Genomic DNA, 23,587 nt, shown 5'->3' with positions numbered 1-23,587 from the left:
CTCAGCCGTTGAGCGCCGCCACCGCACGGTCCAGGTCGGCGATCTGCTCGTGCGTCAGGAGCATGAGCATCTGGCGCACGGTGGTGTCGCTGCGCCACCGACCCTGCGACGTCCACCCCTGGGCGAACGAGAAGCCGACCTGTGCACAGGCGGCGAGCAGGGCCGCACGGGCGACGTCGTCGTCCATGAAGCGCGCGAGCGTGGTGTCCAGCGACCACGGCTCGTTCGGCGGCACCGGCGGCACCGGCAGCACCGGCAGCGCACAGGTCCACGTGCGCTCCCCCGAGCCCACCTCCGCGAACCCGCCGTCGGGCAGCGCGACCCGCGCCCGCATGTTCGCCGGCACCCGCAGGCGCAGGGTGAACGTCCCGTCATGGACGGTCCAGTGGACCGCGAGCACGCCGTACCCGGTGTCGAGCGACGCGCTGACGTCCGTCAGGCCGCCGCCCGGGACCGGTCGCACGTCGACCACCCGGGCACCCGGCTCGGCCGGGGAGATCCCGCCGATCGACCGGTGCAGCCAGTCCGCCACCGCGCCCAGGGCGTAGTGGTTGAACGACGTCATCTCCCCGGGGTTGATCGTGCCGTCCGGCAGCATCGAGTCCCAGCGCTCCCAGACGGTGGTGGCGCCCATCGTCACCGGGTAGAGCCAGGACGGCAGGCCTTCCTCGAGCAGCAGCCGGTAGGCCACGTCCAGGTGACCGGTCGCCTGGAGCGCGCCGGTGATGAGCGGGGTGCCGACGAAGCCCGTCCTGATCCGGTAGCCGAAGGCGCGGACCAGCTCGGCGAGCCGATCCCCGAGGCGTTGGCGCAGAGCAGGGTCGGCGACGAGGTCGAACCCGATCGCGAGTCCGTAGGCGGTGTGGGCATCGCTGGACATCAGGCCGCCCGGTGTGACGAACCGCGTGACGAAGGCGTCGCGGATCCGCTCGGCGAGCACCTCGTCCTGGGCCGCCTCCCGGTCATGGCCGAGCACACGAGCGGCCCGGGCCAGGGCGACGACCGACCGGTGGTAGTAGGCACTGGCGACGATGTCGCCGTCGGTCTTGGCCGCCCACGGCTCGTCCGGCGCTGCGGACGGGTCCAGCCAGTCGCCGAGCTGCATGCCGCCGGTCCACAGGTCGTCGTCCCCGGCCAGCTCCCGGACCTGCTGCACCCAGGCCCGCATGCTGGGGTAGGCCGCGGCCAGTGCGCCCGCGTCGCCGTACTGGTCGAACAGCGCGTCCGGCACGAGGGCGGCCGCGTCTCCCCAGGCCGCGTTCGCGGTCGCGGACTGCCGCAGCGGGTTGGGCACCACGAGCGGCACGGCGCCGTCGCGGCACTGCTCGGCCGCGAGGTCCCGCAGCCACGAACCGAGGAACGCCGACATGTCGTAGAGGTAGGCAGCCGTCGGGGTGAAGACCTGGATGTCACCGGTCCAGCCCAGTCGCTCGTCCCGCTGCGGGCAGTCCGTCGGCAGGGACACGACGTTGCCGCGCAGGCCCCAGACCACGTTGCGGTGGAGCTGGTCGAGCTTCGGGTGACCCGTGCGCAGGTGCCCGGTGCGGACCAGGTCGGTGTGGATCACCTCGGCGACCACGGCCGCCGGGTCGAGGGTGCCCGGCCAGCCGCTCACCTCGGCGTAGCGGAAGCCGTGGAAGGTGAACCGCGGGTGCCAGTCCAGCGCACCGTCGCCGGCCAGGGTGAGGTGGTCGGTCGCCTTCGCGAACCGCAGCGGACGCACGCCGAGCTCGCCGTGCTCGAGCACCTCGGCGTGCCGGACGGTGATCGTCGTCCCCGCCGGGCCGTCCACCCGCAGACGCAGCCGGCCGACGAGGTTCTGGCCGAAGTCGAGCAGGGTCGCACCCGACGGCGCCGTGAGCACCTCACGCACCGCGACGGTCTCGACGACCCGTACCGGTGGGGCGGCGGCCGGCACGAGCCGCTCGACGCGCAGCAGGTCCGCGGCGACCGGGTCGTCGCCCAGGACGCCGTCGAGCAGCACGGCCGGGCGGGCGTCCGGAAGCGCCGAGCCCGGCGTCAGGAGCGCATCGTCGGCCAGGCGGGCGTCGACGTCCTCGCCCTGGTAGATGCTCGCCGACGTGACCGGCCCGACGGTGGTCGCGGTCCAGCCGGGTCCGGTGGTCACCCAGGTGACCTGGCCGTCGGCGTCGACCAGGCGCAGCTGCGCCGCGAGCGCGACGGGCCCGAGATAGGCACGGGCGAAGCTGCCGTCGAACCCGAAGCGCTCGCCGTACCAGCCCTCGGCCACGGTGGCGCCGAGCACCACCGGTCCGTCACCGGCGGCGACCAGCTGGGCCGTGACGTCGTGCGTGGCGAAGGTCAGCACGTCGCGGTAGGCGGTCCAGCCCGGGGCGAGCTCCTCGTCGCCGACCCGCACCCCGGCGAGGCTCGCCTCGAGGACGCCGTGGGCGGTGACCGAGAGCAGCGCGCTGACCAGACCCGTCGGGGCGGTCAGCTCGGTGCGGAACCGGGCGGTCGCCCGATCCGGCCACCCCTGCGCCGGGTCGACGGTGATGAACGGCGCCCGCCAGTCCGACGACCCGAGCGGGCCGGTGCGCAGCTCGGTCCAGGCGCTCCACCCGCTCGGCGCCTCGGCCGGGTCCCCGGTCGTCACGCCGCCGCCCTGCACCCGCACCCGGATCTCGGCCGTCGCGTACGGGCCGAGCGCGGCGAACGGCCAGCCGACCTTCTGCGCGACCGGACCGGTCACCACGGCGGCGCTCACCGCACCGTCGAGCCGCAGCGCGAGCTCCGCCCGGGTCTGCTCCCAGCCCGCCACCGCGCTGTCGACCGCCCAGGACAGCGTGGGGCTGCCCGTCGCGAGGAAGGCCGGGCGACCACGGTCGCCGGCCCACAGCGCGGTGATGCGGGTGACGGTCATGCAGGCTCCTTCGGGGCGGCGGCGTGCCTCGCCAGCTTGGCGACCATGTCCTCGAGCATGAGACGGAGGTCCAGGTGGGTGTAGACGCGGATCCAGCGCCCGTCCGGCCGCGCGACGTACCGGCCGTCGTCGTCGATCGTCGGCGCCGACAGGGTGACGTACCGGCTGGAGGACGGATCGGGCTCGAACGAGGACTGCAGGGCCGTGAGCAGCACCAGTGGGCTGTCGCCGAGGATGTAGACCTCGCCGAAGTCGAACCCGTGCCCCGCTGCCATCTTGTTGACGGCCTCGAGCGAGGCGACGAGGTGCTCGCCGATCGCGCCGTGCGGACGCACCCGGGTCTCCAGCTCGGCGACGCTCATGATCGCCTGCCGGTAGGCGTCCCGCGGCACCTGCCACAGCGGGATCGGCGAGTCGAAGACGACCTGCGCGGCCGTGACGTCGATCCGCAGGTTGTACTCCGAGACCTCCGGACCGCCGGCCCGCGGCGGCGCCACGGCCAGGCCGGGGTGCTCCGGACCGCCGATCCACACGGCGGTGAGCCGCTCGGCGATGCGGGGCTCGAGCAGGTAGGCGCTGGCCAGCTCGGTCAGCCCGGCGCCGAGCGTGACGTACAGCGGCAGATCGGACTCGCGCATGGCCTCGGCGACGATCGCCTCGGCGGCCGCCGACCGGATCGGGGTGAACCGGTCGGCCAGGGCGGTGTTGGAGCCCTCGAGGGTCGTCACCCGACCGGTCAGGCCGAGCAGGTCGACGACGACGTCCGCCGCGGCCCGGGCCTTGGTCGCGGTGATCGGCGACGGGTCGAACGGGTCCTCGGCGCGCAGGTGCGAGCCGATCACGGCGCGCACGTCCACCGACGGCGAGAGCAGCAGGTGGGCCAGCTGGAACAGCCCGTCCGGGTCCCCGGCGTAGTCGTTGTCGGTGATGACCCGCATCCGGGGAGCCATCAGAGCGCCTCGGTCCAGGCGAGCTCCTCGACGAGCGGAAGGTCGGCACTGGAGGGTCCCACCTCGAGGGTGTAGGTCCCCGGCTCCACGGCCCAGGCATGGGTGTCGACGTCCCAGTGGGCCAGTGCCCTGGTGGGCAGCGCGACCTGGACCGTGACGAACTGCCCCGGCTCGGCCACCGCGGCGGCGAACCCGACGAGCCAGCGCACGGGGCGCTCGACCTCGCTGCCGGGCCGCGACAGGTAGACCTGGACGACCTCGCGGCCGGCGCGGTCGCCGGTGTTGCGCACCGTCACCTCGACCTCGCCGGGCCCGTCGGTCGTCGGGGCCACCGGTACGCCGACGGACTCGAACTCCCACGTGGTGTAGCCCAGGCCGTGCCCGAACGCGTAGCGCGCGGTGCGGGCCGGGTTGCGGTACCCGACGAGCAGGCCCTCGTCGTACCGGACCACGCCGTCGACCGGTGTGCCGGTGGGGAGGTTCGTCTCGTCGAGCGGCCAGGTGGTGGGCAGGCGACCGCCGGGCTCGACCACGCCGAGCAGCACGTCGGCCAGGGCGTTGCCGAACTCCTGGCCGGGGAACCAGGCCAGCACGACCGCCGCGACGTCGTCGGCCCACGGCATGAGGACCGGGGCGCCGGCGTTGACGACCACGACGGTGCGCGGGTTGACCGCGGCGACCCGCGCGACGAGCTCGTCCTGACGTCCGGGCAGGGCGAGCGTGGTGCGGTCGTAGCCCTCGGACTCGACCTCTTCGTTGGTCCCCACCACGACGACTGCCACGTCCGCGGCAGCGGCTCGGGCGACCGCGACGGCGATGGCCTCGTCGTCGCTCGCGTGCGGGGGCTCGATGTTGAGCTGCAGCATCGTGCCGAGCTCCAGCCCGTCCGGCGACACGGTCCCTCCGGTGAGCTCGTGCCGCAGCACGACGTCGAGCGACTGGCCCTGGACCAGCGTCACCCGGTGCACGCCCTGTGGCGGCGCCATCATGCCCTCGACGATGTCCGCGCCCGGCGGGAGCACCAGCGCGGTGTCCAGGACCTGGGTGCCGTCGACCGCCAGGCTGAACCGGCCCAGGCCGGACCCGCCGACCTCCCACGTCCCCGCCTCGGTCGCCGTCAGCCGGGCGGCGACCTCGACCGCGGCAGCGCCGGCCGCCGCCGCCGGGAACCCCGCCAGCCAGTTGAAGGTGCCACCCGAGCGCGGCTCGGTGAGCAGCACGGTCCCGTCGGCAGTCACGTAGCGGACCTCGACACCGGGGCTGCCGTCCGGGCGTCTGGTGAAGACGTCGCGCGCCGGGGACGTCCTCAGGTGCGCCCGCACACCCTGGGCGAAGGACACCTCGACACCCTCGCCGAGCGCAGCCCGGACCCCGTCCAGCGGGGAGATCGTGTACGGCGGGTAGACCGTCGCGCTGCCACCACCCAGGGTGCGGCCGACCTCGGCGTTCGGGCCGAGCACGGCGACCCTGGTCAGGGCGTCGGCCGCGAGCGGCAGCACGCCCTCGTTGCGGACCAGGACGAACCCGGCCGCCGCGTCCGCGCGCAGCTGGGCCGCGACGTCGGCGTCGGTGTAGGACGGTGCCTGAGCGACCGCCGCGATGCCGTCGAGCGCGCCGACCCGGGCGGCCAGCCGCAGGATCCTGCGCACGTGGTCGTCGATCCGCGCCTCGTCGACCTCACCGGCGCGCACGGCGTCGACCAGGGCGGGGCCCCAGTGGCCGGCCGGCCCCGGCATGGTCAGGTCCAGGCCGCCCGCGGCGGTGGCCACGGTGGAGCGGGTGGCGAACCAGTCCGACATCGTCAGCCCGTCGAACCCCCACTCGTCCTGCAGGATGTCGCGCAGCAGCGGGGACTCGGTCGCGGTGGTGCCGTTGACCTGGTTGTACGCGGCCATCACGGCCCAGACGCCCGCCTCGCGGACGATCGCCTCGAACGGCACGAGGTACAGCTCACGCAGGGTGCGCTCGTCGACCTGCACGTCGACACTCATCCGGTCGGTCTCGGTGTCGTTGGCGACGAAGTGCTTGACGGTCGCACCGACACCGCCGGCCTGGACGCCGCGCACGTAGGCCACCCCGATCCGCGCGGTGAGCAGCGGGTCCTCGCTGAAGCACTCGAAGTGCCGGCCACCGTAGGGCGTGCGGTGCAGGTTGACCGTCGGCGCCAGCTGCACGTCGACACCCTTGCGTCGGGCCTCGGCGGCCAGCAGCAGGCCCAGCGCCTCGACCCGGTCCGGGTCCCACGTCGCGGCGAGCGCGGTGGGTGAGGGCACGTTGGCCGAGGTGTCGCGCTCGTCCCAGAGCTCCCCGCGGATGCCGGCGGGGCCGTCCGAGACGACCAGCCGCCGCAGCCCCGCGGCGGGTTCCGGGTAGACCGACCAGAAGTCCGCGCCCGTCATGAGCCGCACCTTCTGCTCCAGGGAGAGCGCCCCGAGGCGGCGGGCGAGGTCGCCCTCGTCGACGGCGGGGACGGGGGTGGCGATCTGCTGGGTCATGGGGTTCTCCGATGAGCTCGTGCGGTGGTGCGGTCGGGTCAGGTCCGGGTCAGAGCCGGGTCGGGTCGGGGCGTCACTCGCGCAGCACCCGCACATCCCAGGGACCGAGCCGGAGGACGGTCCCCGCGGCGAGTCGTTCGCCGGTCAGGACGTCGACGACGTCGGTGGGCAGGCGGTAGGTCTGCGTCCCCCAGTCCCAGTGGTGGACGACGTGCAGGCGCCGGCCGGGGGCGTCCGCACGGTGCACGGTCACGCTCGCCGGGCGCGCGTCCCGCCACGGGTCCACCGGCAGCGAGGTGCGGGCCAACCAGCCGGCGAGGCCGGCGGCGAGTGCACGGTCGGGCACGGTGCCCACGGTGGTCACCCGTCCGGCGCCGTGGACCTTGGTGGTGACGGCGGCGAACTGGCGCAGGTGCGGGTGGTCGTAGCCGGCGAGCACCTGGGCGTCGTCGGGCAGCAGCCCGTCCGCCCAGGCGTGCGCCGAGCCGGTCCACCCCTCGCCCGTCACCGGGACGTCGACCGGCAGGTTGGTGTACTCGAGGTAGTGCACGCCGGCGGGACCGCGCAGCACGCCGGGCGCCACGACGGGCCGGATGACGTTCTCCTCGGTGGCGTACCCCGTGCGCGGCGTGAGCACCAGATGACCGCCCGCGGCGGCGTACCGCACGAGCAGGTCGAGCGTCTCGTCGGAGGCGATGTACAGCGCGGGCACCACGAGCACCGGCCAGCGCCGGACGATGGCCTCGGGGTCGGCAGGCAGCTGGCGGGGCGCGACGACGTCGACGGCCAGCCCGGCGTCGAACAGCCCCCGGTAGTACGCCGCGAGGATCTGCTCGTAGGAGGTCGGGTCGCCGAACCATGTGTGCGGGGTCACGGCGAGCGGGCCCTGGAACTCCAGCGCCCACCGGCTCTCCGGGCTGACGAGCAGTGCCACGTCGCTGTGCGCACGCAGGTCGGCCAGGTCATCGGTCGCGGCGGTGAGCTCGCGGGCGAGACGGGACAGCTCGGCGTACGTGCGACCGGGCTCCAGGCTGTGGCCGAGGATCCCCGTCCAGAACGACTCGGCGCCGTAGTGCTGCGTGGCCCAGTGCCAGTACTCGAGCATCCGGGCCCCGCGCGCGACCATGAGCCAGCCTGCCTGGCGCCACTGGCCGTCGTAGCAGGGCAGGTTGTCCCCCGCTCCGCCGATCGACGTCGCGTTGGTCTCGGTGACGAGGAAGGGCTCGTCACGGATCCCGCGGGCGGTGTCGGCCTGCAGCGCCGGGAACGCGGGCCCCGCCCACGGCACGAAGTCCGGGGCGATCCCGCCGACCAGCCCGTCCGGTCCGGGGTGGGTCAGGGAGTCCTGGGTCGCGTAGTAGATGTTGACAGCGGCCACGTCGAGCGGGGCCGTGATCGTCGTGACGTCCTGCGCCTTGTGGTGCGGGGCGATGCACGTCATGACGTACTGGTCCGGCCGGGCGTACTCGCGGACCACGGCGGCCTGCCAGGCGATCAGGTCGTCGGCCAGGGTCGCCTGGTAGCGCCGCCAGGCGAGGTCGTACGCCGGGGTGGTGTTGAGGTCCGGCGTCCACAGCTCGGACCAGTCGGCGATCCGGTGCGACCAGTACGTCAGGCCCCAGCGGTTGTTGAGCTCCTCGACCGTGCCGTAGCGGGCCTTGAGCGTCTCGACGAACCCTGCGAAGACGTCCGGGTTGAAGAGGATCTTGTTGCCCGGCTCGTTGTCGACCTGCCAGCCGACGACCGCGGGGTGGTCGGCGTAGCGGCCGACGACGGCGCGGACGACGCGCTCGGCGAGGCGGCGGAACGTCGGGTGGGCGTAGTTGACGTCCTGGCGCGCTCCGTACGGCATGGGCGCGCCCGTCGCGAGGTGCGCCGTCGTCTCCGGGTAGGTGTGGCGCAGCCACGGCGGGGCGGCGTACGTCGGAGTCCCGATGATGACGTCGATCCCCCGGGCGTACGCGCCGTCGAGCACCGGCTGGAGCCAGTCGAGCTCGAACTCGCCGTCGCGTGGCTCCCAGGTGGACCACACCGACTCGCCGACCCGGATGACGGAGAAACCACCGGCGACCATGAGGTCCAGGTCGGCGTCCAGCCGCTCGTAGGGCTGGTACTCGGCGTAGTAGGCGGCGCCGACGCGGATCCGGTCGGGCAGCCGGGGCCCCTCGGGGCCGCGCATTCTGGGCTCAGACATCGTGTCCCTCGTAGACGTAGGTGTCGAAGGCCACGGTGCCCGTGGCCGCATACATGCCGGTCACTCGACCGGTGAACGACGATGTCACGTCGGACGTCAGGTAGCGGCCGTCGACGACGGCGACCTCCACGGCGTCCGCCCCGCTGCCGTGGCCGAGCCGGACGAGGTCGCAGGTCGCCAGGTCGGGCATGTCGACCTCCGCTGCGGGCACGACGGGTGTCGTGGCGATCCACAGCTCGACCGGACCGTCCGGGACAGGGACCTCCCAGGTCTGCTCGATCTGGTCCAGGCGCACACGGGCGCGCAGCGTGCCGCTCGACACCTCGATGTCGTAGTGGTGGCGCTCGTCGTACCGCACGGACAGCCCGCCGGTGCCGGACCTGGCGTCCACCCGCACCGTGCAGCGGCTGGTCAGGTGCTCCTGGCGGCGACCGAGGAAGTGCGGCCGCGCCGCGTCCATCGCGACCGGGGGCGCGTCGTCCGGCGCGGTGATCACCAGTCGGCCGTCGGCCCGGGTGAGCCAGGACCGCTCGGCGTCGCGGATGGTCAGCCACTCCAGGCCGAGCGGCTGGTCGAAGGTCGTGCGGACCTCGACCGGCGGCAGGTCCGGTGTCAGGGTGAGCCGTTCGACGACCGGCCAGCCGCCCACCCACTGCACGCGGGTGGCGAACGTCTCGCGGCCCAGCGGGGCGAACATCTGGCTCATCCCGCCCGGGCGGGTGCCGAGCAGCAGCATCCGCCAGCCGTCGTCCGTGCGCACGAGATCCCCGTGGCCCGCGTTCTGCACCGGGTGGCTCGTCGAGCGGTGCGAGTACACCGGGTTGACCGGGGCGCCCTCGAAGGGACCCTCGGGCGACGGCCCACGGGCGATCGAGACCCCGTGCCCGCGCTCCGTGCCACCCTCGGCGATCATGAGGTACCAGGTGCCGTCGATCTCGTACAGGTGCGGCGCCTCGGGGAACTTCAGGCCGGTACCGGACCACAGCGAGCGCGGCTCCTCGAGCGCCTGTCCGGTCGCCGGATCCATCCGCACCTGCTGGATGCCCAGGTGCGTGCCGAAGTCGGGGCCGGTGAGCAGGAGGCCGGAGTAGGTGACGTAGCAGGTCCCGTCCGCGTCCCAGGCGATGTCGTGGTCGATGCCGTCGGCCCCGACCATGACGACGCCGTCACTCCACCGGCCTGCCGGGTCGGTCGCGGTGAAGATCAGCCCGCCGCGACCCATCGCGTCGGCCACCGTGAGGTGGAACAGCCCGTCGTGGAACCGGATGGTCGGCGCCCAGGCGCCGCCGCCCGTCGGGACGTCCTCGATCGCCAGCTGCCCCGGGCGGGTGACCACGTGCCCGATCGGCGTCCAGTGCTCCGCGTCCGTGCTGTGGAACAGCGGGATGCCCGGGAAGTACTCGAAGCTCGAGCAGGCGAGGTAGTAGTCGTCGCCCACGCGGACCACGCTCGGGTCGGGGTGGAAGCCGGGGACGGCGGGGTTGAGCATGGTCGAGCCTTCCTGGGTCGGTCGTGCGTCGCGCGTCGTGGTCGTGGTCAGGCGGTCCGCGGCAGGGACTCGGTCCCCCCCATGCCGGCTCCCGCCTGCTCGTCCTGAGCAGCGAGCTGAGCCGCCAGGCGCAGCCGGTCGGAGCGGCGCTTCTCCTGGCGGACCGGGTCGGGTACCGGTGCTGCGAGCAGCAGTCGCTGGCTGTAGGGGTGCTCGGGGGCAGAGGTCACCGTGGCGGCGTCACCCGTCTCGACGATCTCGCCGCGGTACATCACGGCGACCCGGTGGCTGATGTGGCGCACCACGGACAGGTCGTGCGTGATGAACAGGTAGGCGACGCCCGTCCGCTCCTGGATCTCGATGAACAGGTCGAGGACCCGGGACTGGTTGGACAGGTCCAGCGCACTGACCGGCTCGTCGCACACGATGAGCTTGGGCCCGCGGCTCAGGGCCCGCGCGATGGCGATCCGCTGACGCTGGCCACCGGAGAACTCCCGGGGCAGGCGCTCGCCGGCGTCTGCCGGCAGGTGGACGCTGTCGAGCAGATCACGCACCCGCCTGGTGGCCGCCGTGCGACTGGTCCCGGCGACGAGCAGCGGCTCGGTGAGGATGTCGTTGACCGTCATCGCGGGGTTGAGCGAGGTGTAGGGGTCCTGGAAGACGACCTGGATGTCCTCGCTCAGGGCTCGACGCTCGCGCGCGCCGATCCCGTTGATCGCGCGCCCGGCGTAGCGGATCTCGCCCCCGGTGACCGGTGCCAGACCGAGCACGGCCCGACCGAGGGTCGTCTTGCCGGAGCCGGACTCGCCGACCAGGCCGACCGTCTCGCCGGCCCTGATCGACAGGGACACGCCCTTGAGCGCCATGAACGGGGCCTTGCGCCAGCCCTTCATGGGGTACTCGACGACGACGTCCTGGGCGACGAGCAGCGGCTCGTCCGCCTGGGTGGCGTTCATGCGCCCTCCCCTCCGGTTGATGGTGCGCTCGAAGCGGCTGCGGGCTGCGGGCGCGGGACGGAGTCCTCGAGCGTGGAGTCGAGCAGCATCCGGGTGTAGGGGTGCTGCGGGTTGGCGAACAGCTCCTCGGCGGGGGCCGTCTCGACGATCCTGCCGGTCTGCATCACCGCGACGCGGTCGCAGATGTCGGCCACCACGCCGAAGTTGTGCGTCACGAGGATCATGCCCATCTGACGCTCCTCCTGGAGCGAGCGCATGAGGTCGAGCACCTCAGCCTGGACGGTCACGTCCAGTGCGGTGGTGGGCTCGTCTGCGATGAGCAGCTCCGGGTCGCAGGAGACCGCGCCCGCGATGAGGACACGCTGGGCCATGCCGCCGGAGATCTCGTGCGGGTACGCCTTGAAGGTGCGCTCCGGGTCGTTGATGCCCACCCGAGCCAGCAGGGCGATGGCCTTGGCCTTGGCCTCCTTCTTCGACAGGCCCAGGTGTTGACGGATCGGCTCGGTGAGCTGCGAACCGATCTTGAAGGACGGGTCGAGGTTGGACATCGGCTCCTGCGGGATGTAGGCGATCCGGCGCCCCCGGATGACGTTCATCGCCGATCGGCTCATCCCGGCGAGCTCTTCGCCACCGAAGGTGATGGTGTCTGCCGAGACCTTGGCCTCGGGGGGGAGCAGGCCCAGGATCGAGAACGCGGTCTGGGTCTTGCCGGAGCCGGACTCACCGACCAGGCCGAGGACCTCGGCCTTGCGGACGACCAGCGAGATGCCGTCCACGACCACGGACTCGCCGTCGATCTTCGGGTAGGTGACCCGCAGGTTGTCCACCTCGAGCAGGACGTCGGGGTCGACGGCGGTGTGGTGGACCCCGGAGTGGGCCACCTCGATCGTCGTGCCGGCGATCCGGTTCGCGGCAGCGACCCTGGCGGCGGCCTTGGCTGCCTTGCGAGTGGCCCGAGACTGCTTGACGGCCTGCGCGCCGAGCACATCGCGCAGAGCGTTGCCGAGCAGCGCGAACGCCGCGACCGTGATGACGATCGCCAGCCCCGGCCAGATCAGCAGGCGGGGGGCGAGGTAGATGTTGGCGAACGCGTCCGAGAGCATCGCGCCCCAGGACGCCTCACCCGAGGAGCCAATCCCGAGGAACTGCAGGCCGGCCTGGATGATGATGGCGATGCCGAGCATCTGGGCGGACTGGATGACCGTCGGGGCCGCGACGACCGGCAGGATGTGCCGACGCATGATCCGCCCCGAGCCCAGGCCCGAGACCCGGGCGGCGTCGACGTAGAGCTCCTCGCGCACCGCGATGACCGAGCCGCGCACCAGGCGGAACACACCCGGGGCCATCAGCACACCGAAGACGAGCATTGCGGCGTTGGTGCTCTGACCGATCGCCTGGGACACGACGATGAGGATGACGATCGCTGGCATCGCCATCGTGAGGTTCGCGATCCACGAGGAGACCCCGTCGAACCAGCCCTTGAAGTAGCCGGCGATCAGACCGGACGGCACGCCGATCGCCAGGGCGACGACCAGGGCGATGGCGGCACCCGTCAGGCTGACCTGCCCGCCGTAGAGCAGGCGGGCCCAGATGTCGCGCCCGACACCATCGAACCCCAACGGGTGTCCTGGCTCAGGCGTCCCGAGCGTGTTGGCCAGGGCCGGTGCGTTCGGGTCCGCGTCGGCCAGCAGCGGTGCCGCGAAGCTCGCCACGGTGATGACCAGCAGCACGCCGATCGAGAGCGCGGCGGTCGGGTCGGTGATCAGGCGCTTGAACCTGCCGGCCCGCTTCGGCAGCGGCGCAGGCACCCTGGCGCCCAGCGGGTCCATCGAGGCGAGGTCTGGGATCGTCATGCCACACGCACCTTGGGGTTGAGCACGCCGTATGCGACATCCATGAGCAGGTTGACGAGCACGATGATGATCACCAGGACCACGGTGATGCCGAGCACGACCGGCTGGTCGCCGCCCGAGGACGCGGAGAAGATCTCCGTGCCGATCCCGTAGAGACCGAAGACCTTCTCCACGACGATCGCACCACCGACCAGGCCGATGAACTGCAGGCCCAGCACGGTCAGGGCCGGCGGAACGGCGTTTCGCAGCGCGTGGCGGAACAGCAGGCTCCGTTCCGACAGGCCGCGGCTGCGCAGCGTCCGCACGTAGTCCGTGCCGAGCACGTCGAGCATCGAACCACGGACCTGCTGGGCGGTGGCGGCCATCGCACCGATGGCCAGCGCGACGGCCGGCAGCGTGACCGACATGATCCAGCCGCTGAACGACTCGCTCATCGGCACGAACCCGACGGCGGGGAAGATCCGCCAGTTCACGGCGAACGTCACGGAGAGCACCAGCGCGAGCAGGAAGGACGGGACGGCGAAGCCAAGGATCGCGAGGGACTGCACGGCCCGGTCGACCCACCCACCCTTGACGGCAGCGGCCACACCGATCAGCACCGCCAGCACCGCGGCGGCGAGCAGGCCGACCAGCAGGATGGAGAGCGTCACCGGCAGCTTGGCCGAGATGATCGTGGTGACCGGCTGACCGGAGTACCAGGAGCTGCCCAGGTCACCGTTCAGCAGCGCGGTCAGCCAGTCGACGTAGCGGCTGAAGAGGGGCTGGTCCAGGCCCAACTCGGCGGCCTTGGCGGCGACCTGCTCCGCAGAAGCGGTCTGCCCGGCGATGGAGCGGGCGACGGCGTCGTCCGACAGGCTCATGAGCGCGAAGATGGCCGATGCGGCGACCAGAACGAGGACGATCCCGGAAAGGGTTCGGCGGAGGAAGAACATCAGCATGGCTGCCCCTGACGACGGCGGCGGGTGGCGTGCACGGCGGTTGCAGCGACGGTGCTGCTGCTCGGTGGTGCTGGTTGCGGGTGGCGTTGGTGATGCCGCCGGTGAGCGGCCGGGGGGTGCGTGGGTGGACCGGCTCACCGGCCCACCCACGCACCCGTTGATTCAGCTGGCCGGGCTGTAGTTGTACAGAGCCGGGACCGAGCTGAAGTTCTGCGGCACGACCTCAACCCGCGTGGACGTGGCGTAGGTAGCCTGCGCCTCGGTCCACGGCGCGTTCCAGGCCTGCTCGGCGATGTAGGTGTTGAGCTCCAGGAACAGCGCGTCCTGCTCCTCACCGGTGGCCATCTGCGCCTCGTTGATCAGGTCGGTGACGATCGGGTCCTCGTACTTGAACGGGTTCCACAGAGCGTCCGGCGTGAGCTGGATCTGGATGGTGTCCCACGGGCGGAACGAGTCGAGCTGGAAGAAGCCCGTGGCCCACTTGCCTGCGAGCATGTCGTTGATGACCGTGTCCAGCGGTGCGGCATCGAGGGTCACGGTGATGCCGACGGCACCCAGCTGCTCGACGATCGCGGCCTGCGCACCGGCGTTGAAGGCAGACAGGTCGGGCATGACGAGCTCGAAGCCATCGGCGTAGCCGGCCTCGGCGAGCAGCTCCATGGCCTTCTCCGGGTCATACGGGTACTGGTCGTTGAGCGCCTCGTCGTACGCCACAGTCTGGGCGTTGAACATCTGGGCATGCGGCGAGCCCAGGCCCAGGAGCGCCGTGTCGATGATCGCCTGGCGGTCGAACGCGTAGTTGATCGCCTGGCGTACCCGGACGTCGGCCAGCGCAGGCTGAATCGTGCCGGCGCGGTCCCAGATGTAGAAGCCCATGATGGAGCCGGCCGAGTACTGCACGGTGTTGAGACCGGCGCTCTCGACCGTCGCGATGTTCTTCGAGTCGGTGATCAGCGCGCCGTCCACCTGACCGCTCTGCAGGGCGTTGAGGATGGCGGTGGAGTCCGTCAGCGGCGTCAGGACGACCATGTCGAACGGGAAGGCCTCGGTGTTCCAGTAGTCCTCGTTGCGGATGAACGTGTACTTGGCGTCGACTGTCGTGTTCGCCTCGTCCAGGACGTAGGGGCCACTCCCGCACGGGGTGGTCTGCAGCTCGGGGGTGCCGAGGGCGTCCGGGCAGGCCATCATGCCGGCCGTGTTGCCGAGGTTGGAGACCAGTGACGGGTCCGGGGCGCTCAGGTGGATCGCCGCGGTGAACTCGTCCACGACGTCGACGCTCTCGACGGACTTCAGCTGGTTGGCAGCCTCGTTGGTGCCGGTCTTGGTGTGCATGAGGTTGGCGGCGACGGCCTCGGCGTTGAAAGGCGTGCCGTCGGTGAAGACGACGTCTTCGCGCAGGGTGACGGTGAGCGTGGTCAGCGCCTCGTCGTACTCCCACTCGGTGGCCAGGTTGGGGCCGGTCTCGGCCTCGGGCGAGAGGCGGAACAGCTGGTCGTAGACCGGCTGGTAGTAGGTAACGTTGTTGCCGAGGCCCGCGTCCTTGAGGTCCCATGGCTGGGCGACCACGACGGGGGCCAGGGTCAGGGTGCCGCCGGTCGCGGTGCCGTCGGGCCCCTCGGTGGCGTCGTCGGTGCTCGAGCCGCCACCACAGGCGGTGAGGCCGAGCATGAGGGCGACAGATCCGGCTGCCAGCAAACGTCTGCGCATGACTCTCCCTTGAGTGCATCGGGTCGGGCGGGGCAATCCGCCACTGATACGTCTAGGTGATACGTTTAGGTACGCTAGATGAGCGGACCCGTGATCGCAAGAGTCGTGATGGAATCGTTATGCGCCCGTCATTCGAGGTGGGTCGAGCCGTCACGCGAGACCGCCCACGGCACGTCCCAGTCCGACGACACAGGGGTCGAGCACCCGCAGGTCGGGGTGTCGTCTCGCGGGGTCAGGCCGACTCGCGGATCACCAGACGCACGTTGTCGACGGTGAGCGGGTGCGGCGCGGGCCCGCCCTGCACGAGGTGGACTACCTCAGCCGCGAGATAGGCGGCGACGGCGTCGATGTTCTGGTCGATCGTGGTCAGGGGTGGGCTCGCGAGACTCGCGAGCGGGATGTTGTCCACCCCGATGACGGCCAGGTCGCCGGGGGCGCTGAGGCCTGCGCGGTGGAGGCCGGCGAGCACCGCAAAGGCCGTCTCGTCGTTGTAGGCGCAGACCCCGGTGACGGGCTCCGCGCGGTCGAGCCAGGCCCGGACCGCGACCTCGGCCTCGGCCGCGTCGAGGTGGACCGGCAGCACGACGGGGTCGTCCAGCCCAAGGTCGAGGCACGCCGAACGCACGCCGTCAAGGCGCAGCCGGTAGAAGTCGCTGACGCGGGCGTCGTCGGGCGCGGCGTAGCCGATCCGGCGGTGGCCGGTCGCTGCGAGGTGCTCCACCTGGAGCCGCCCGATGAGGGTCTGGGGCACGTCGGCGCCGACATGCCCGGCGGACGTCGAGAGCATGGTGCTGAGGACGTGGATCCCGGCGGCGCGCATGTCCTGCTCGTCGTGATCGGCGAGTCCGCCGACGACGACGACCGCGACGGGCCGGATCTCGCGCCACAGCGCCGCGACGGAGGAGCCCGCGCGCATCCGGCGGGTCACAGTGGTCAGGCCGGCGGGTTCGAGGTCGTCGGTGAGCTGCTCGATGACGTGGGCCACGACGGGGCCGAAGGGGACGTCCGGCAGCAGCAGGAGCACAACGTCGCTGGTCCCTCGGCGCAGCGCACGCGCGGCGGCCGACGGGGTGTAGCCGAGGTCTGCGACCGCGGCGAGCACGCGCGCGCGGGTGTCGGCAGAGATCGTCTGCGTCGGGGTGTTGTTGATGACGTAGCTCACCGTCGCCTGCGAGACCCCGGCGGCGCGCGCGACGTCCTTCGCGGTGACGGCCTTCGCCATGACTCCCCCTCGGGCTCGCTGAAACGTCACAGTAGCGGTTGGATCGCTAGGATGCCACCCCTCACGGACGAGGGAGTGGAACCGATCCCACGACGTCATCGTGCCCGTCGGCTGAGCGTCCCCAGCGAGCCAACTGAGGTGTCGCAGGACCGTGTTGTCGCCGGCTGTGCCCAGCTCGTCGAGGAGGACGGCATCGACGCCGGCGTCAGTGCACGGACGTTGCGTCCGTCGGGCCGTCGCCGCGGGCCAGCACGTGCTGTGCGTGAGTCGATCACCACGCCTGCGCCGGCGAGGCATGCCGCTGCTGGCCGACATGGACCCGCCCACCGGCGTGGTCATCCGGGCCAGCAAGGCCACCGCGGTGCGCTACGAACGCGACCGGCCCGGCGAGCTGGTCCACATGGACGCCAAGAAGGTCGGACGCATCCCCGACCGCGGCGGCTGGCGCGCCCTTGGCCGCGACGTCGCCGCCGATCTGGGCGCCAAGCAGATCTTCATCAAGCCGCACCGCCCCTGGCAGAACGGCAAGGTCGAGAGACTCAACCGCACCCTGCAGACCGAATGGGCCTACCGCCAGGTCTTCACCAGCAACGCCGAACGCGCCGCCACCCTTGCCCCCAGGCTCGAGCACTACAACACTCGACGTCGCCGCAGCACCCTCGGAGTACTACCACCCACCAGCCGCCTGTCAACAACCTGACGGCCGAGTACACCTAGCCGGGCGAGCCATTCCTCGAGGTAGCGGGAGTAGGTGGCGAGCAGGTCCATGGACGGGTCCAGAAGCCACTGGAGCTGGAGCCCGTCCATGGTCGCGGTGAGCTCGCGAACCTGATGGAGGGCCGACGCCTCGTCCAGGGGGGCGAGGTCGCCGGCAGCGCACGCCTCAAGGACGTGGCCGACGAGGGCCGAGCGGACACGTGCATAGCGCTCGACGATCGGGGCGTGCGCTGGCGCGTCGGGGTCGAGCGCCTCGGCGCCGAGGCGGACGTGGAGCTCGAGCAGGCCGGGGTGGGTGACGTGGTGGGCCATGAGGACCTCGGTGCGCCGCAGCAGCGCCACGCCGCGCTCACCACTGCCGCCGATCAGCTCCTCCTGACGGCGGTCCCACTCGTCGAAGACCGCCAGGAGCAGGTTCTCCTTCGAGCCGAAGAGCCGGACGATGGCGCCTGGGGTGATACCGGCGCCATCTGCGACGGCCTGCAGGGTGCCACCCCGGTATCCGCGGCGGCCGAACACCTCGATGGCCGTGTCGACCACGCGCACACGGGTCTCGATGCCCCTGCGGTAGGGGCCGCGGCGTGGTGCGGTCGCCTCGGACACAGGTTCGAGCGTACCGGCCGGCCACGGCTCTTGTGCGGAAGCTCAACGGTCATTTACGATTGACTCACAGGTGTGGCGACGAGCGGAGACCAAGACGGTGGCGGGGCCAGCCGGTGGACCTCGCCAGTAGTCGTGCACCGGCAGCGCTGCTGCCCGAGGGATGGAGGGTCGAGGCGTGAACGACAAGGACGCAGCCGCGCGGGAGGTGCGCGACGGGATCGAGGAGATCGAGCGACAGGAGGCCGAGCTCGTGCTCGGGTCGTTCACCCTCGCCACCGCCTGGGAGATCGGCAGCAGCATCGTGCACCAGGCGCAGGCCCGCGGCCTTGGTGCGGTCGTCGACATCCGCCGCCCGTCCCAGGTGCTGTTCCACGCCGCGCTGCCCGGGGCTACAGCGGACAACGACCGCTGGGTCGAGCGCAAGACGGCGACCGTGTTCCGCTTCGAGGTCAGCACGCTGCTCCTGCAGCGGCGGTTCGCCGAGGCCGGCATCTCGCCGTCGGACCACGGCTGGCTCGACCCCGCGGTGCACACCCTGGCGGGTGGGGCGTTCCCCGTGGTCGTCGCCGGTGCCGGGCTCGTGGCGGTCGCAACCGTGTCCGGCCTGACCGACCTGGAGGACCACATGCTGGTCGTCGAGGCCCTGCGGGCGCACCTGGCCGGGCAGGTGCGCAGGTGACCGCGCCGGCAGGGGCGGCTGCGGAGCCCGTGCGGTGGGTACGGACGCTGGCCGCGGGGCAGCGCGCCCAGTTGTTCGTCCTGGACGTCGAGACGGGTGAGTCCGTCCTGGTCCTCGATTCGGCCGAGTGGCTGTTCGAGTCGCCGAACTGGCACCCGTCCGGGCGCTGGATCGTGCTCAATGCCGACGGACGGCTGTTCCGGGTCGACCTCGAGGATCCGGCTGGGCTCGAGCCGATCGCGCTCGACGGTGTCCCTACGGACGTCAACAACGACCACATCCTGTCGCCCGACGGGTCGCTGCACGTCGTCTCGGTCAACGACGGGCATCTCTACACCGCGCCCTGGCGGGGTGGGCCGGTCCGACGGGTCACGTCGGACAAGGACCCTGCGCGCGCCTTTCGTCACTTCCTGCACGGAATCTCGCCGGACGGCCGCGTCCTCGCGTTTGTCGGCACAGAGGTGCTGGGCGACGACGAATTCGGAATCCGCAGGCTGTGGACCCTCGACGTGTCGACGGGTCGTGAGGCGCTGATCGGCAACGGCTTCTCGGTGGCCGACGGCCCCGAGTTCTCGCCCGACGGCGCCTGGCTGTGGTTCAACTCCGAGATCGCCTCGACGGCGCCTGGCCACGCACAGGTGTTCCGGCACAGGCTCGCCGACGACACGACGGAACAGCTGACGGACGACGAACGGGTCAACTGGTTCCCGCACGTGTCCCCCGACGGGCGCCTGCTGAGCTACCTGAGCTACCCGCCGGCCACGCTCGGCCATCCGGCCGACCTGCCCGTCGAGCTCGTGCTCGTTGACCTCGCCACCCGCGGCACTCGCGGCCGCATCGCGCTGCAGGGGGGCCAGGGCACCATCAACGTCAACAGCTGGGCGCCCGACTCGCGGCGACTCGCCTACGTGGCCTACCCGTCTGCCTGAGGACTTCCCTACGAAGAGAATGAGGTATCACATGCCGGTACGGATCGGTGTGATGAGTGCGGCTCGCATCGTCGAGATGGCCTTGCTGGAGCCGGCGGCGGTCGTTGAGGGGATCGAGGTCGTCGCCGTTGCCGCCCGTGACCCGCAGCGTGCCGCTGAGTACGCGGCGCAGCACGGGATCGGCCGCGTGGTCGCCAGCTATGCCGAGCTCGTCGAGGACGACGGCGTCGACGCCGTCTACATCGCAACGCCCGCGTCCCTGCACGGGCCCTGGGTCCGCAGGGCCGTCGCCGCGGGCAAGCATGTGCTGTGCGAGAAGCCCTTCACAGCGAACGCCGAGGAGGCCGCCGACATCGCCGCCGCCGTTGCCGGGAGCCCGGTCGTGGTGATGGAGGCGTTCCACTCGGCACACCACCCGCTGTGGGGCGAGGTGGCGCACGTGCTCGCCTCGGGCAGGATCGGGACCGTCCAGACGGCATCCGCGTCACTGCGCAACCCCAATCCCGACCGAACCGACATCCGGTGGCAGGCCGGTCTTGGCGGCGGAGTGCTCATGGACATGGGCGTCTACCCTCTGCGCCTGCTCACCTACCTGTTCGGCGATCCGACGGTCCTCACCGCCAGCGCCGGCCAGGTGGACGGCGTCGATGGCTCGATGACGGCCACCTTGGAGTTCGCCGGACCGGTGACGGGCATGCTGGAGACGTCGATGTTCGAGGACGCCGTCCTCGGTGCGGAGCTCTGCGTCTTCGGCTCGTCTGGTGAGGTGCGGGTGCACATGCCGTACCACCCTCAGTTCGGTGCGACTGTCACGGTCACGGACACCGACGGCACGACCACCACCAGCGCAGACCCCACGTCTACCTACCGGTATCAGCTCGAGGCCTTCCGCGGCGCCGTGCTCACCAGCGGCCCCGTCGTAAGCGGCCCGGCCGAGGCCGTTGCGATGATGCGGACCGTCGACGAGATCTACGCGGCCGCCGGCATGGCCGCGCGGATGCCGTCGGAGGTGCGGCCGTGACCTTGTCAGGCGGACTCGCGCACGACGATCGTGACTGCGTCCGCCGGCAGCGGCCGGGGAGCGGGCGTGCCGAGCACGTCGTGGGCCACCTCACGCGCCAGGTGGGCGGCGAGCGCGTCAGTGTTCTGGTCGACCGTCGTGAGGGGCGGTTCCGCCAGGGGAGCAAGTGGGATGTTGTCGACGCCGATGACCGCGAGATCGGCGGGGACTGCCAGGCCCAGCCTGCGCGCACCGGCGAGCACAGCGAATGCGGTCTCGTCGTTGTAGGTGCAGATGCCGGTCACGGGTTCGGCCGTGGTGCCGCCGCACCACCGACCGCGCGCCGACCACGTCCGAGCGAAGTCGGCGGGCACGCGGACGGGGGGGCCACGCCGGTCATGGCCGCACCTGCCCTCGTAAGCACGCGGTCATCGCGCCGGGCGTCGTCCCGCTCACCCGCGTAGATCCCGGCCGACACCACCTGTCCTACAGCAGTGGCCGCCCAGGACTCGTCGGTCAGGACCCTGCGCGCTCCGGTGGCGTCGCCGAGGCGGGGCTGGGCGGCAAAGGCGAGCGGCCGCGCGGGACCGCCGAGCAGGCGGATCGTGCCGAGGTCCGAAGCCTCGGCCGCTGTCACGAAGGGAGTGACCCAGTCACCGGCGAGGGGCCCGGGCTCGACCTCGATCCACGACCACCACTCGGAGAGCCCGACCTCCTCTTCCCCGCGCACGGCGACCCACCCTCGCGGTCCCGTGGGGCCGAGCGACGAACTCGGCCATGGCACGTGCTGGGACCCCCGCACCGGTGGAGACGACCCGACCTGGGCGCCGGACGTCCAGCGTCCAGCGCCCGGCGTCACGACCTCCCGGGGCCGGAGGAGCGCTCCTTGAGCGGCCCGAGGGTCAGGACCTCGACGTCGGCGGGGCCAGCGAGCAGCTCCGCCTTGCGCGCGTGGAAGTCGATGACATGCGGCGCATGCTCGTGGGCCTGGAAGGCCTCGTCGTCGCGATAGACCTCGTAGAACACGCGAGTCAGCGGCTCGCCGGTGGGCCGGTGCGTGGCGTACACCAACGTCCCCGGCTCCTTGGCGGTGATCTCGGCCACCGCCGTGGCGGTCAGCTGGTCGAAGTGCCGTGCGGCGACCTCGTCATGCACTCGGAATCGCACGAGTAGGCAGTACATGGGGTCAGCATCCCCCTGCAAGTGCCCACCTCACCAACTCGTCCGCCGCAGGAGCCGATGACATCCGGGAAGCGACCCGGCGACCCGTCACCCGGCCCGCTCAACCCCCGCCCCGACGCGCCCGACCAGCTCGAGGCGCGTCGACGTTCACGAAGCGACCGCCGGCCAGGACCTCACCGGACGTCAGGTCGGTCCACGTGCTCTCGGCGGGCAGGTGGACCCTCCGGGAGGTGGCGTGCGGCTCGAGGACCGGCGCGACCAGCAGGTCCGAGCCGTACATCTCGGTCGGCTGGCTGTCCCGCGCATCCGCATCACGGGGCAGAAGGTGCCGAACGGGAACCAGCGCACGAGGAGGTCGCAGAAGTCCGCGTCGTCGATGTGACCGTCGAGGAACCCGCCGATGTCGGTGGTGAACACGGGAACGCCGGCGACGCCCAGGTGGATCCCGGCCTGCCGGGCCGGCCGCGGGCGCGACTGATCAGCCGGCAGCGACCTCGCGGAGCGCGGGCAACGCCTGCTCGAGCATCGCCATCGTGGCCGTCAGACTGATGCGGAAGTGGCCCGGCCGGTCGAAGACAGTCCCGGGCAGCACGTAGACGCCGCGCTCGGCCAGCGCGGCGGCGAAGGCCACGGCGTCGCCGCCCGGTGCTGCCCCCCAGAGGTAGAACGTGCCCTCGGGCACGGTGAGCGTGTACCCCGCCCCGATGAGCGCCGCCACCATCCGGTCCCGTCGGCGCGTGAGCTCACCGAGGTCGATCGAGACCGTCTCGAGGGCCGGTGCTGCGTACTGCATGAGCGCGTCCGGGAATGCCCACCCCAGGGCCAGCTGGAGCGGCAGGATCGCGTCGCGCAGCTCGGTGCGCTCCGGCGTCGGGATCAGCGGGGAGAGCGCGAGGTAGCCGAGGCGTTGCCCGGGGGCGAGGAGGACCTTGCCGTAGCTGTAGTCGATCAGGGTCCACGGGTAGCAGGCCGCGGGGCTGGTGAAGCGGATGCCGTCGAAGCGGATGCGCCGGTACGGCTCGTCCGACAGCAGCCAGATGCGTCGGCCGTTGCGCGCGGAGGCTGCCTCGAGCACGGCCGCGAGCTCGACCAGCCGGTCGCGGGCATAGACGCGACCGGTCGGGTTCGCCGGCGAGTTGACGACGACCATGCGCGTGCGCGGTGAGATCGCACGCGCGACGGCCTCGACGTCCAGGTCGAAGGTCTCCGGGGCGAGCGGCGCCCTGACCGGGATCATGTCGGCCGCGCGGAGCATCGGGGCGTAGAACCAGCCCGGCTCCGGGATCACCACCTCGTCGCCGGCGTCGGCGACCAGGTGGAACGCCAGCGCGATCGCACCGAAGGCCCCTTGCGTCATGGTGATGTCCGCGGCCTCGTAGGGCAGCCCGAGCTCGTCGCGGAGCCCGGCGGCGATCGTCTCCTGCGCGGGCGCGAAGCTGGACTTGTAGGCGAACCAGTCCTCCGCCCGCGGTTCGATGGTCGCGCGCAACGCGTTCACGAGGGCGGGGAGCGGCATCTCGTGCGGGTCGCCGAACGTCAGGTCGACGACGTCGGGCTGACCGTCCATCGCGCGCAAGGAGAGGAAGAAGGACGTCACGGGCTCGATCGCATCGCCCGCCGCCCGAGCCCGGTCCGACAGCTCCATCTCGACAGCCCTCTCGTGCGGCGCCCGCCACTCGGCCGGCGTGGGTTCCCATGATTGCCCGCCGCGCGGGCGAGCGGCAGTCCCAGGTTCGGTGGGGGGTTCGGTGGGGGGTTCTGCCAGTACCCGGACAGGCAGGGACTCCCC

19 protein-coding genes and 2 pseudogenes are annotated in these 23,587 nt (G+C 71.9%); 4 read left to right on the top strand and 17 right to left on the bottom strand.

Annotated elements, in window-relative coordinates; genetic code table 11:
* Position 1 precedes the first annotated feature (1 nt).
* The 10 genes from K415_RS0112320 to K415_RS0112275 all read right to left on the bottom strand — a co-directional run bounded on the left by K415_RS0112320 (position 2) and on the right by K415_RS0112275 (position 16,688).
* On the bottom strand, positions 2-2,884 hold the full coding sequence (locus K415_RS0112320) for an alpha-L-rhamnosidase (RefSeq protein WP_024287347.1): 2,883 nt from the start codon (positions 2,882-2,884) through the stop codon (positions 2-4).
* Positions 2,881-3,834 (bottom strand): nucleoside hydrolase, encoded by a 954-nt coding sequence (locus tag K415_RS0112315; RefSeq protein ID WP_024287346.1) that lies wholly within the window; start codon positions 3,832-3,834, stop codon positions 2,881-2,883. Before K415_RS0112315 ends, K415_RS0112320 begins: the two co-directional genes overlap by 4 nt.
* Positions 3,834-6,329, bottom strand: a complete 2,496-nt coding sequence (locus K415_RS0112310; RefSeq protein WP_024287345.1) for a beta-glucosidase — start codon at positions 6,327-6,329, stop codon at positions 3,834-3,836. Before K415_RS0112310 ends, K415_RS0112315 begins: the two co-directional genes overlap by 1 nt.
* Positions 6,330-6,402: 73 nt before the next feature.
* Complete coding sequence (locus tag K415_RS0112305) at positions 6,403-8,523, bottom strand: beta-galactosidase (protein ID WP_231494889.1); 2,121 nt, start codon at positions 8,521-8,523, stop codon at positions 6,403-6,405.
* On the bottom strand, positions 8,516-10,012 hold the full coding sequence (locus K415_RS0112300) for a glycoside hydrolase family 43 protein (protein ID WP_024287343.1): 1,497 nt from the start codon (positions 10,010-10,012) through the stop codon (positions 8,516-8,518). The genes K415_RS0112305 and K415_RS0112300 overlap by 8 nt, the downstream gene beginning before the upstream one ends.
* 47 nt (positions 10,013-10,059) lie before the next feature.
* Entirely contained in the window at positions 10,060-10,968 is a 909-nt protein-coding gene (locus tag K415_RS0112295; protein ID WP_024287342.1) for an ATP-binding cassette domain-containing protein, read from the bottom strand.
* Positions 10,965-12,821 (bottom strand): dipeptide/oligopeptide/nickel ABC transporter permease/ATP-binding protein, encoded by a 1,857-nt coding sequence (locus K415_RS0112290; RefSeq protein WP_024287341.1) that lies wholly within the window; start codon positions 12,819-12,821, stop codon positions 10,965-10,967. Before K415_RS0112290 ends, K415_RS0112295 begins: the two co-directional genes overlap by 4 nt.
* Positions 12,818-13,759 carry an ABC transporter permease gene (locus tag K415_RS0112285; protein ID WP_024287340.1) on the bottom strand — a complete coding sequence of 314 codons (942 nt, stop codon included), beginning with the start codon at positions 13,757-13,759 and terminating at the stop codon, positions 12,818-12,820. The genes K415_RS0112290 and K415_RS0112285 overlap by 4 nt, the downstream gene beginning before the upstream one ends.
* 162 nt (positions 13,760-13,921) lie before the next feature.
* A complete protein-coding gene (locus K415_RS0112280) occupies positions 13,922-15,466 on the bottom strand; it encodes an ABC transporter substrate-binding protein (RefSeq protein WP_024287339.1) in 1,545 nt (514 codons plus the stop codon).
* A gap of 232 nt (positions 15,467-15,698) precedes the next feature.
* Positions 15,699-16,688 carry a LacI family DNA-binding transcriptional regulator gene (locus K415_RS0112275; RefSeq protein WP_024287338.1) on the bottom strand — a complete coding sequence of 330 codons (990 nt, stop codon included), beginning with the start codon at positions 16,686-16,688 and terminating at the stop codon, positions 15,699-15,701.
* Positions 16,689-16,905: 217 nt separating this feature from the next.
* On the opposite strand from K415_RS0112275, the pseudogene K415_RS0112270 reads away from it, so the two are divergent.
* A pseudogene (locus tag K415_RS0112270) lies at positions 16,906-17,388 on the top strand (integrase core domain-containing protein); the annotation flags it as partial.
* Here the strand turns inward: K415_RS0112270 and K415_RS0112265 are convergent.
* Positions 17,319-18,008: a TetR/AcrR family transcriptional regulator gene (locus K415_RS0112265; RefSeq protein ID WP_024287336.1), complete on the bottom strand. Its 690-nt coding sequence runs from the start codon at positions 18,006-18,008 to the stop codon at positions 17,319-17,321. The pseudogene K415_RS0112270 and the gene K415_RS0112265 sit on opposite strands and share 70 nt — an antisense overlap.
* Positions 18,009-18,183: 175 nt before the next feature.
* On the opposite strand from K415_RS0112265, the gene K415_RS0112260 reads away from it, so the two are divergent.
* The 3 genes from K415_RS0112260 to K415_RS0112250 are packed head-to-tail and all read left to right on the top strand — an operon-like array spanning position 18,184 to position 20,637.
* On the top strand, positions 18,184-18,687 hold the full coding sequence (locus K415_RS0112260) for a heme-degrading domain-containing protein (protein ID WP_024287335.1): 504 nt from the start codon (positions 18,184-18,186) through the stop codon (positions 18,685-18,687).
* Entirely contained in the window at positions 18,684-19,616 is a 933-nt protein-coding gene (locus K415_RS0112255) for a hypothetical protein (protein ID WP_024287334.1), read from the top strand. The genes K415_RS0112260 and K415_RS0112255 overlap by 4 nt, the downstream gene beginning before the upstream one ends.
* A 31-nt stretch (positions 19,617-19,647) precedes the next feature.
* A complete protein-coding gene (locus K415_RS0112250) occupies positions 19,648-20,637 on the top strand; it encodes a Gfo/Idh/MocA family protein (protein ID WP_051480562.1) in 990 nt (329 codons plus the stop codon).
* 5 nt (positions 20,638-20,642) lie between these two features.
* On the opposite strand, the gene K415_RS21890 is transcribed toward K415_RS0112250, so the two are convergent.
* The 6 genes and pseudogenes from K415_RS21890 to K415_RS0112225 all read right to left on the bottom strand — a co-directional run bounded on the left by K415_RS21890 (position 20,643) and on the right by K415_RS0112225 (position 23,443).
* Positions 20,643-20,921 carry a substrate-binding domain-containing protein gene (locus K415_RS21890; RefSeq protein ID WP_024287332.1) on the bottom strand — a complete coding sequence of 93 codons (279 nt, stop codon included), beginning with the start codon at positions 20,919-20,921 and terminating at the stop codon, positions 20,643-20,645.
* On the bottom strand, positions 20,918-21,346 hold the full coding sequence (locus K415_RS24325) for a hypothetical protein (RefSeq protein ID WP_024287331.1): 429 nt from the start codon (positions 21,344-21,346) through the stop codon (positions 20,918-20,920). The genes K415_RS21890 and K415_RS24325 overlap by 4 nt, the downstream gene beginning before the upstream one ends.
* 125 nt (positions 21,347-21,471) lie before the next feature.
* On the bottom strand, positions 21,472-21,798 hold the full coding sequence (locus K415_RS0112235; RefSeq protein WP_024287330.1) for a putative quinol monooxygenase: 327 nt from the start codon (positions 21,796-21,798) through the stop codon (positions 21,472-21,474).
* Between the two features lie 100 nt (positions 21,799-21,898).
* Positions 21,899-22,078, bottom strand: a complete 180-nt coding sequence (locus tag K415_RS24715; protein WP_024287329.1) for a TIM-barrel domain-containing protein — start codon at positions 22,076-22,078, stop codon at positions 21,899-21,901.
* A gap of 71 nt (positions 22,079-22,149) precedes the next feature.
* A pseudogene (locus tag K415_RS25150) lies at positions 22,150-22,215 on the bottom strand (hypothetical protein); the annotation flags it as partial.
* 61 nt (positions 22,216-22,276) lie between these two features.
* The gene (locus tag K415_RS0112225) at positions 22,277-23,443 is read right to left on the bottom strand and encodes an aminotransferase class I/II-fold pyridoxal phosphate-dependent enzyme (protein WP_024287328.1); all 1,167 of its coding nucleotides are present in this window, start codon (positions 23,441-23,443) and stop codon (positions 22,277-22,279) included.
* Positions 23,444-23,587: the final 144 nt, after the last annotated feature.

It is taken from the genome of Cellulomonas sp. KRMCY2 (assembly GCF_000526515.1).
Lineage (GTDB): Bacteria > Actinomycetota > Actinomycetes > Actinomycetales > Cellulomonadaceae > Actinotalea.
The sequence above is the reverse complement of the archived record's forward strand: the minus strand, read 5'-3'. Positions and strand labels throughout refer to the sequence as shown.

Coding starts and splice junctions, on each gene's coding strand:
- K415_RS0112280 (WP_024287339.1), bottom strand. CDS start 15,466: ATGCGCAGACGTTTGCTGGCAGCCGGATCTGTCGCCCTCATGCTCGGC.
- K415_RS0112235 (WP_024287330.1), bottom strand. CDS start 21,798: ATGTACTGCCTACTCGTGCGATTCCGAGTGCATGACGAGGTCGCCGCA.
- K415_RS0112290 (WP_024287341.1), bottom strand. CDS start 12,821: ATGACGATCCCAGACCTCGCCTCGATGGACCCGCTGGGCGCCAGGGTG.
- K415_RS0112295 (WP_024287342.1), bottom strand. CDS start 10,968: ATGAACGCCACCCAGGCGGACGAGCCGCTGCTCGTCGCCCAGGACGTC.
- K415_RS24715 (WP_024287329.1), bottom strand. CDS start 22,078: ATGTACGGCTCGGACCTGCTGGTCGCGCCGGTCCTCGAGCCGCACGCC.
- K415_RS0112315 (WP_024287346.1), bottom strand. CDS start 3,834: ATGGCTCCCCGGATGCGGGTCATCACCGACAACGACTACGCCGGGGAC.
- K415_RS0112250 (WP_051480562.1), top strand. CDS start 19,648: ATGCCGGTACGGATCGGTGTGATGAGTGCGGCTCGCATCGTCGAGATG.
- K415_RS0112310 (WP_024287345.1), bottom strand. CDS start 6,329: ATGACCCAGCAGATCGCCACCCCCGTCCCCGCCGTCGACGAGGGCGAC.
- K415_RS0112300 (WP_024287343.1), bottom strand. CDS start 10,012: ATGCTCAACCCCGCCGTCCCCGGCTTCCACCCCGACCCGAGCGTGGTC.
- K415_RS0112285 (WP_024287340.1), bottom strand. CDS start 13,759: ATGCTGATGTTCTTCCTCCGCCGAACCCTTTCCGGGATCGTCCTCGTT.
- K415_RS0112275 (WP_024287338.1), bottom strand. CDS start 16,688: ATGGCGAAGGCCGTCACCGCGAAGGACGTCGCGCGCGCCGCCGGGGTC.
- K415_RS0112305 (WP_231494889.1), bottom strand. CDS start 8,523: ATGTCTGAGCCCAGAATGCGCGGCCCCGAGGGGCCCCGGCTGCCCGAC.
- K415_RS0112320 (WP_024287347.1), bottom strand. CDS start 2,884: ATGACCGTCACCCGCATCACCGCGCTGTGGGCCGGCGACCGTGGTCGC.
- K415_RS0112225 (WP_024287328.1), bottom strand. CDS start 23,443: ATGGAGCTGTCGGACCGGGCTCGGGCGGCGGGCGATGCGATCGAGCCC.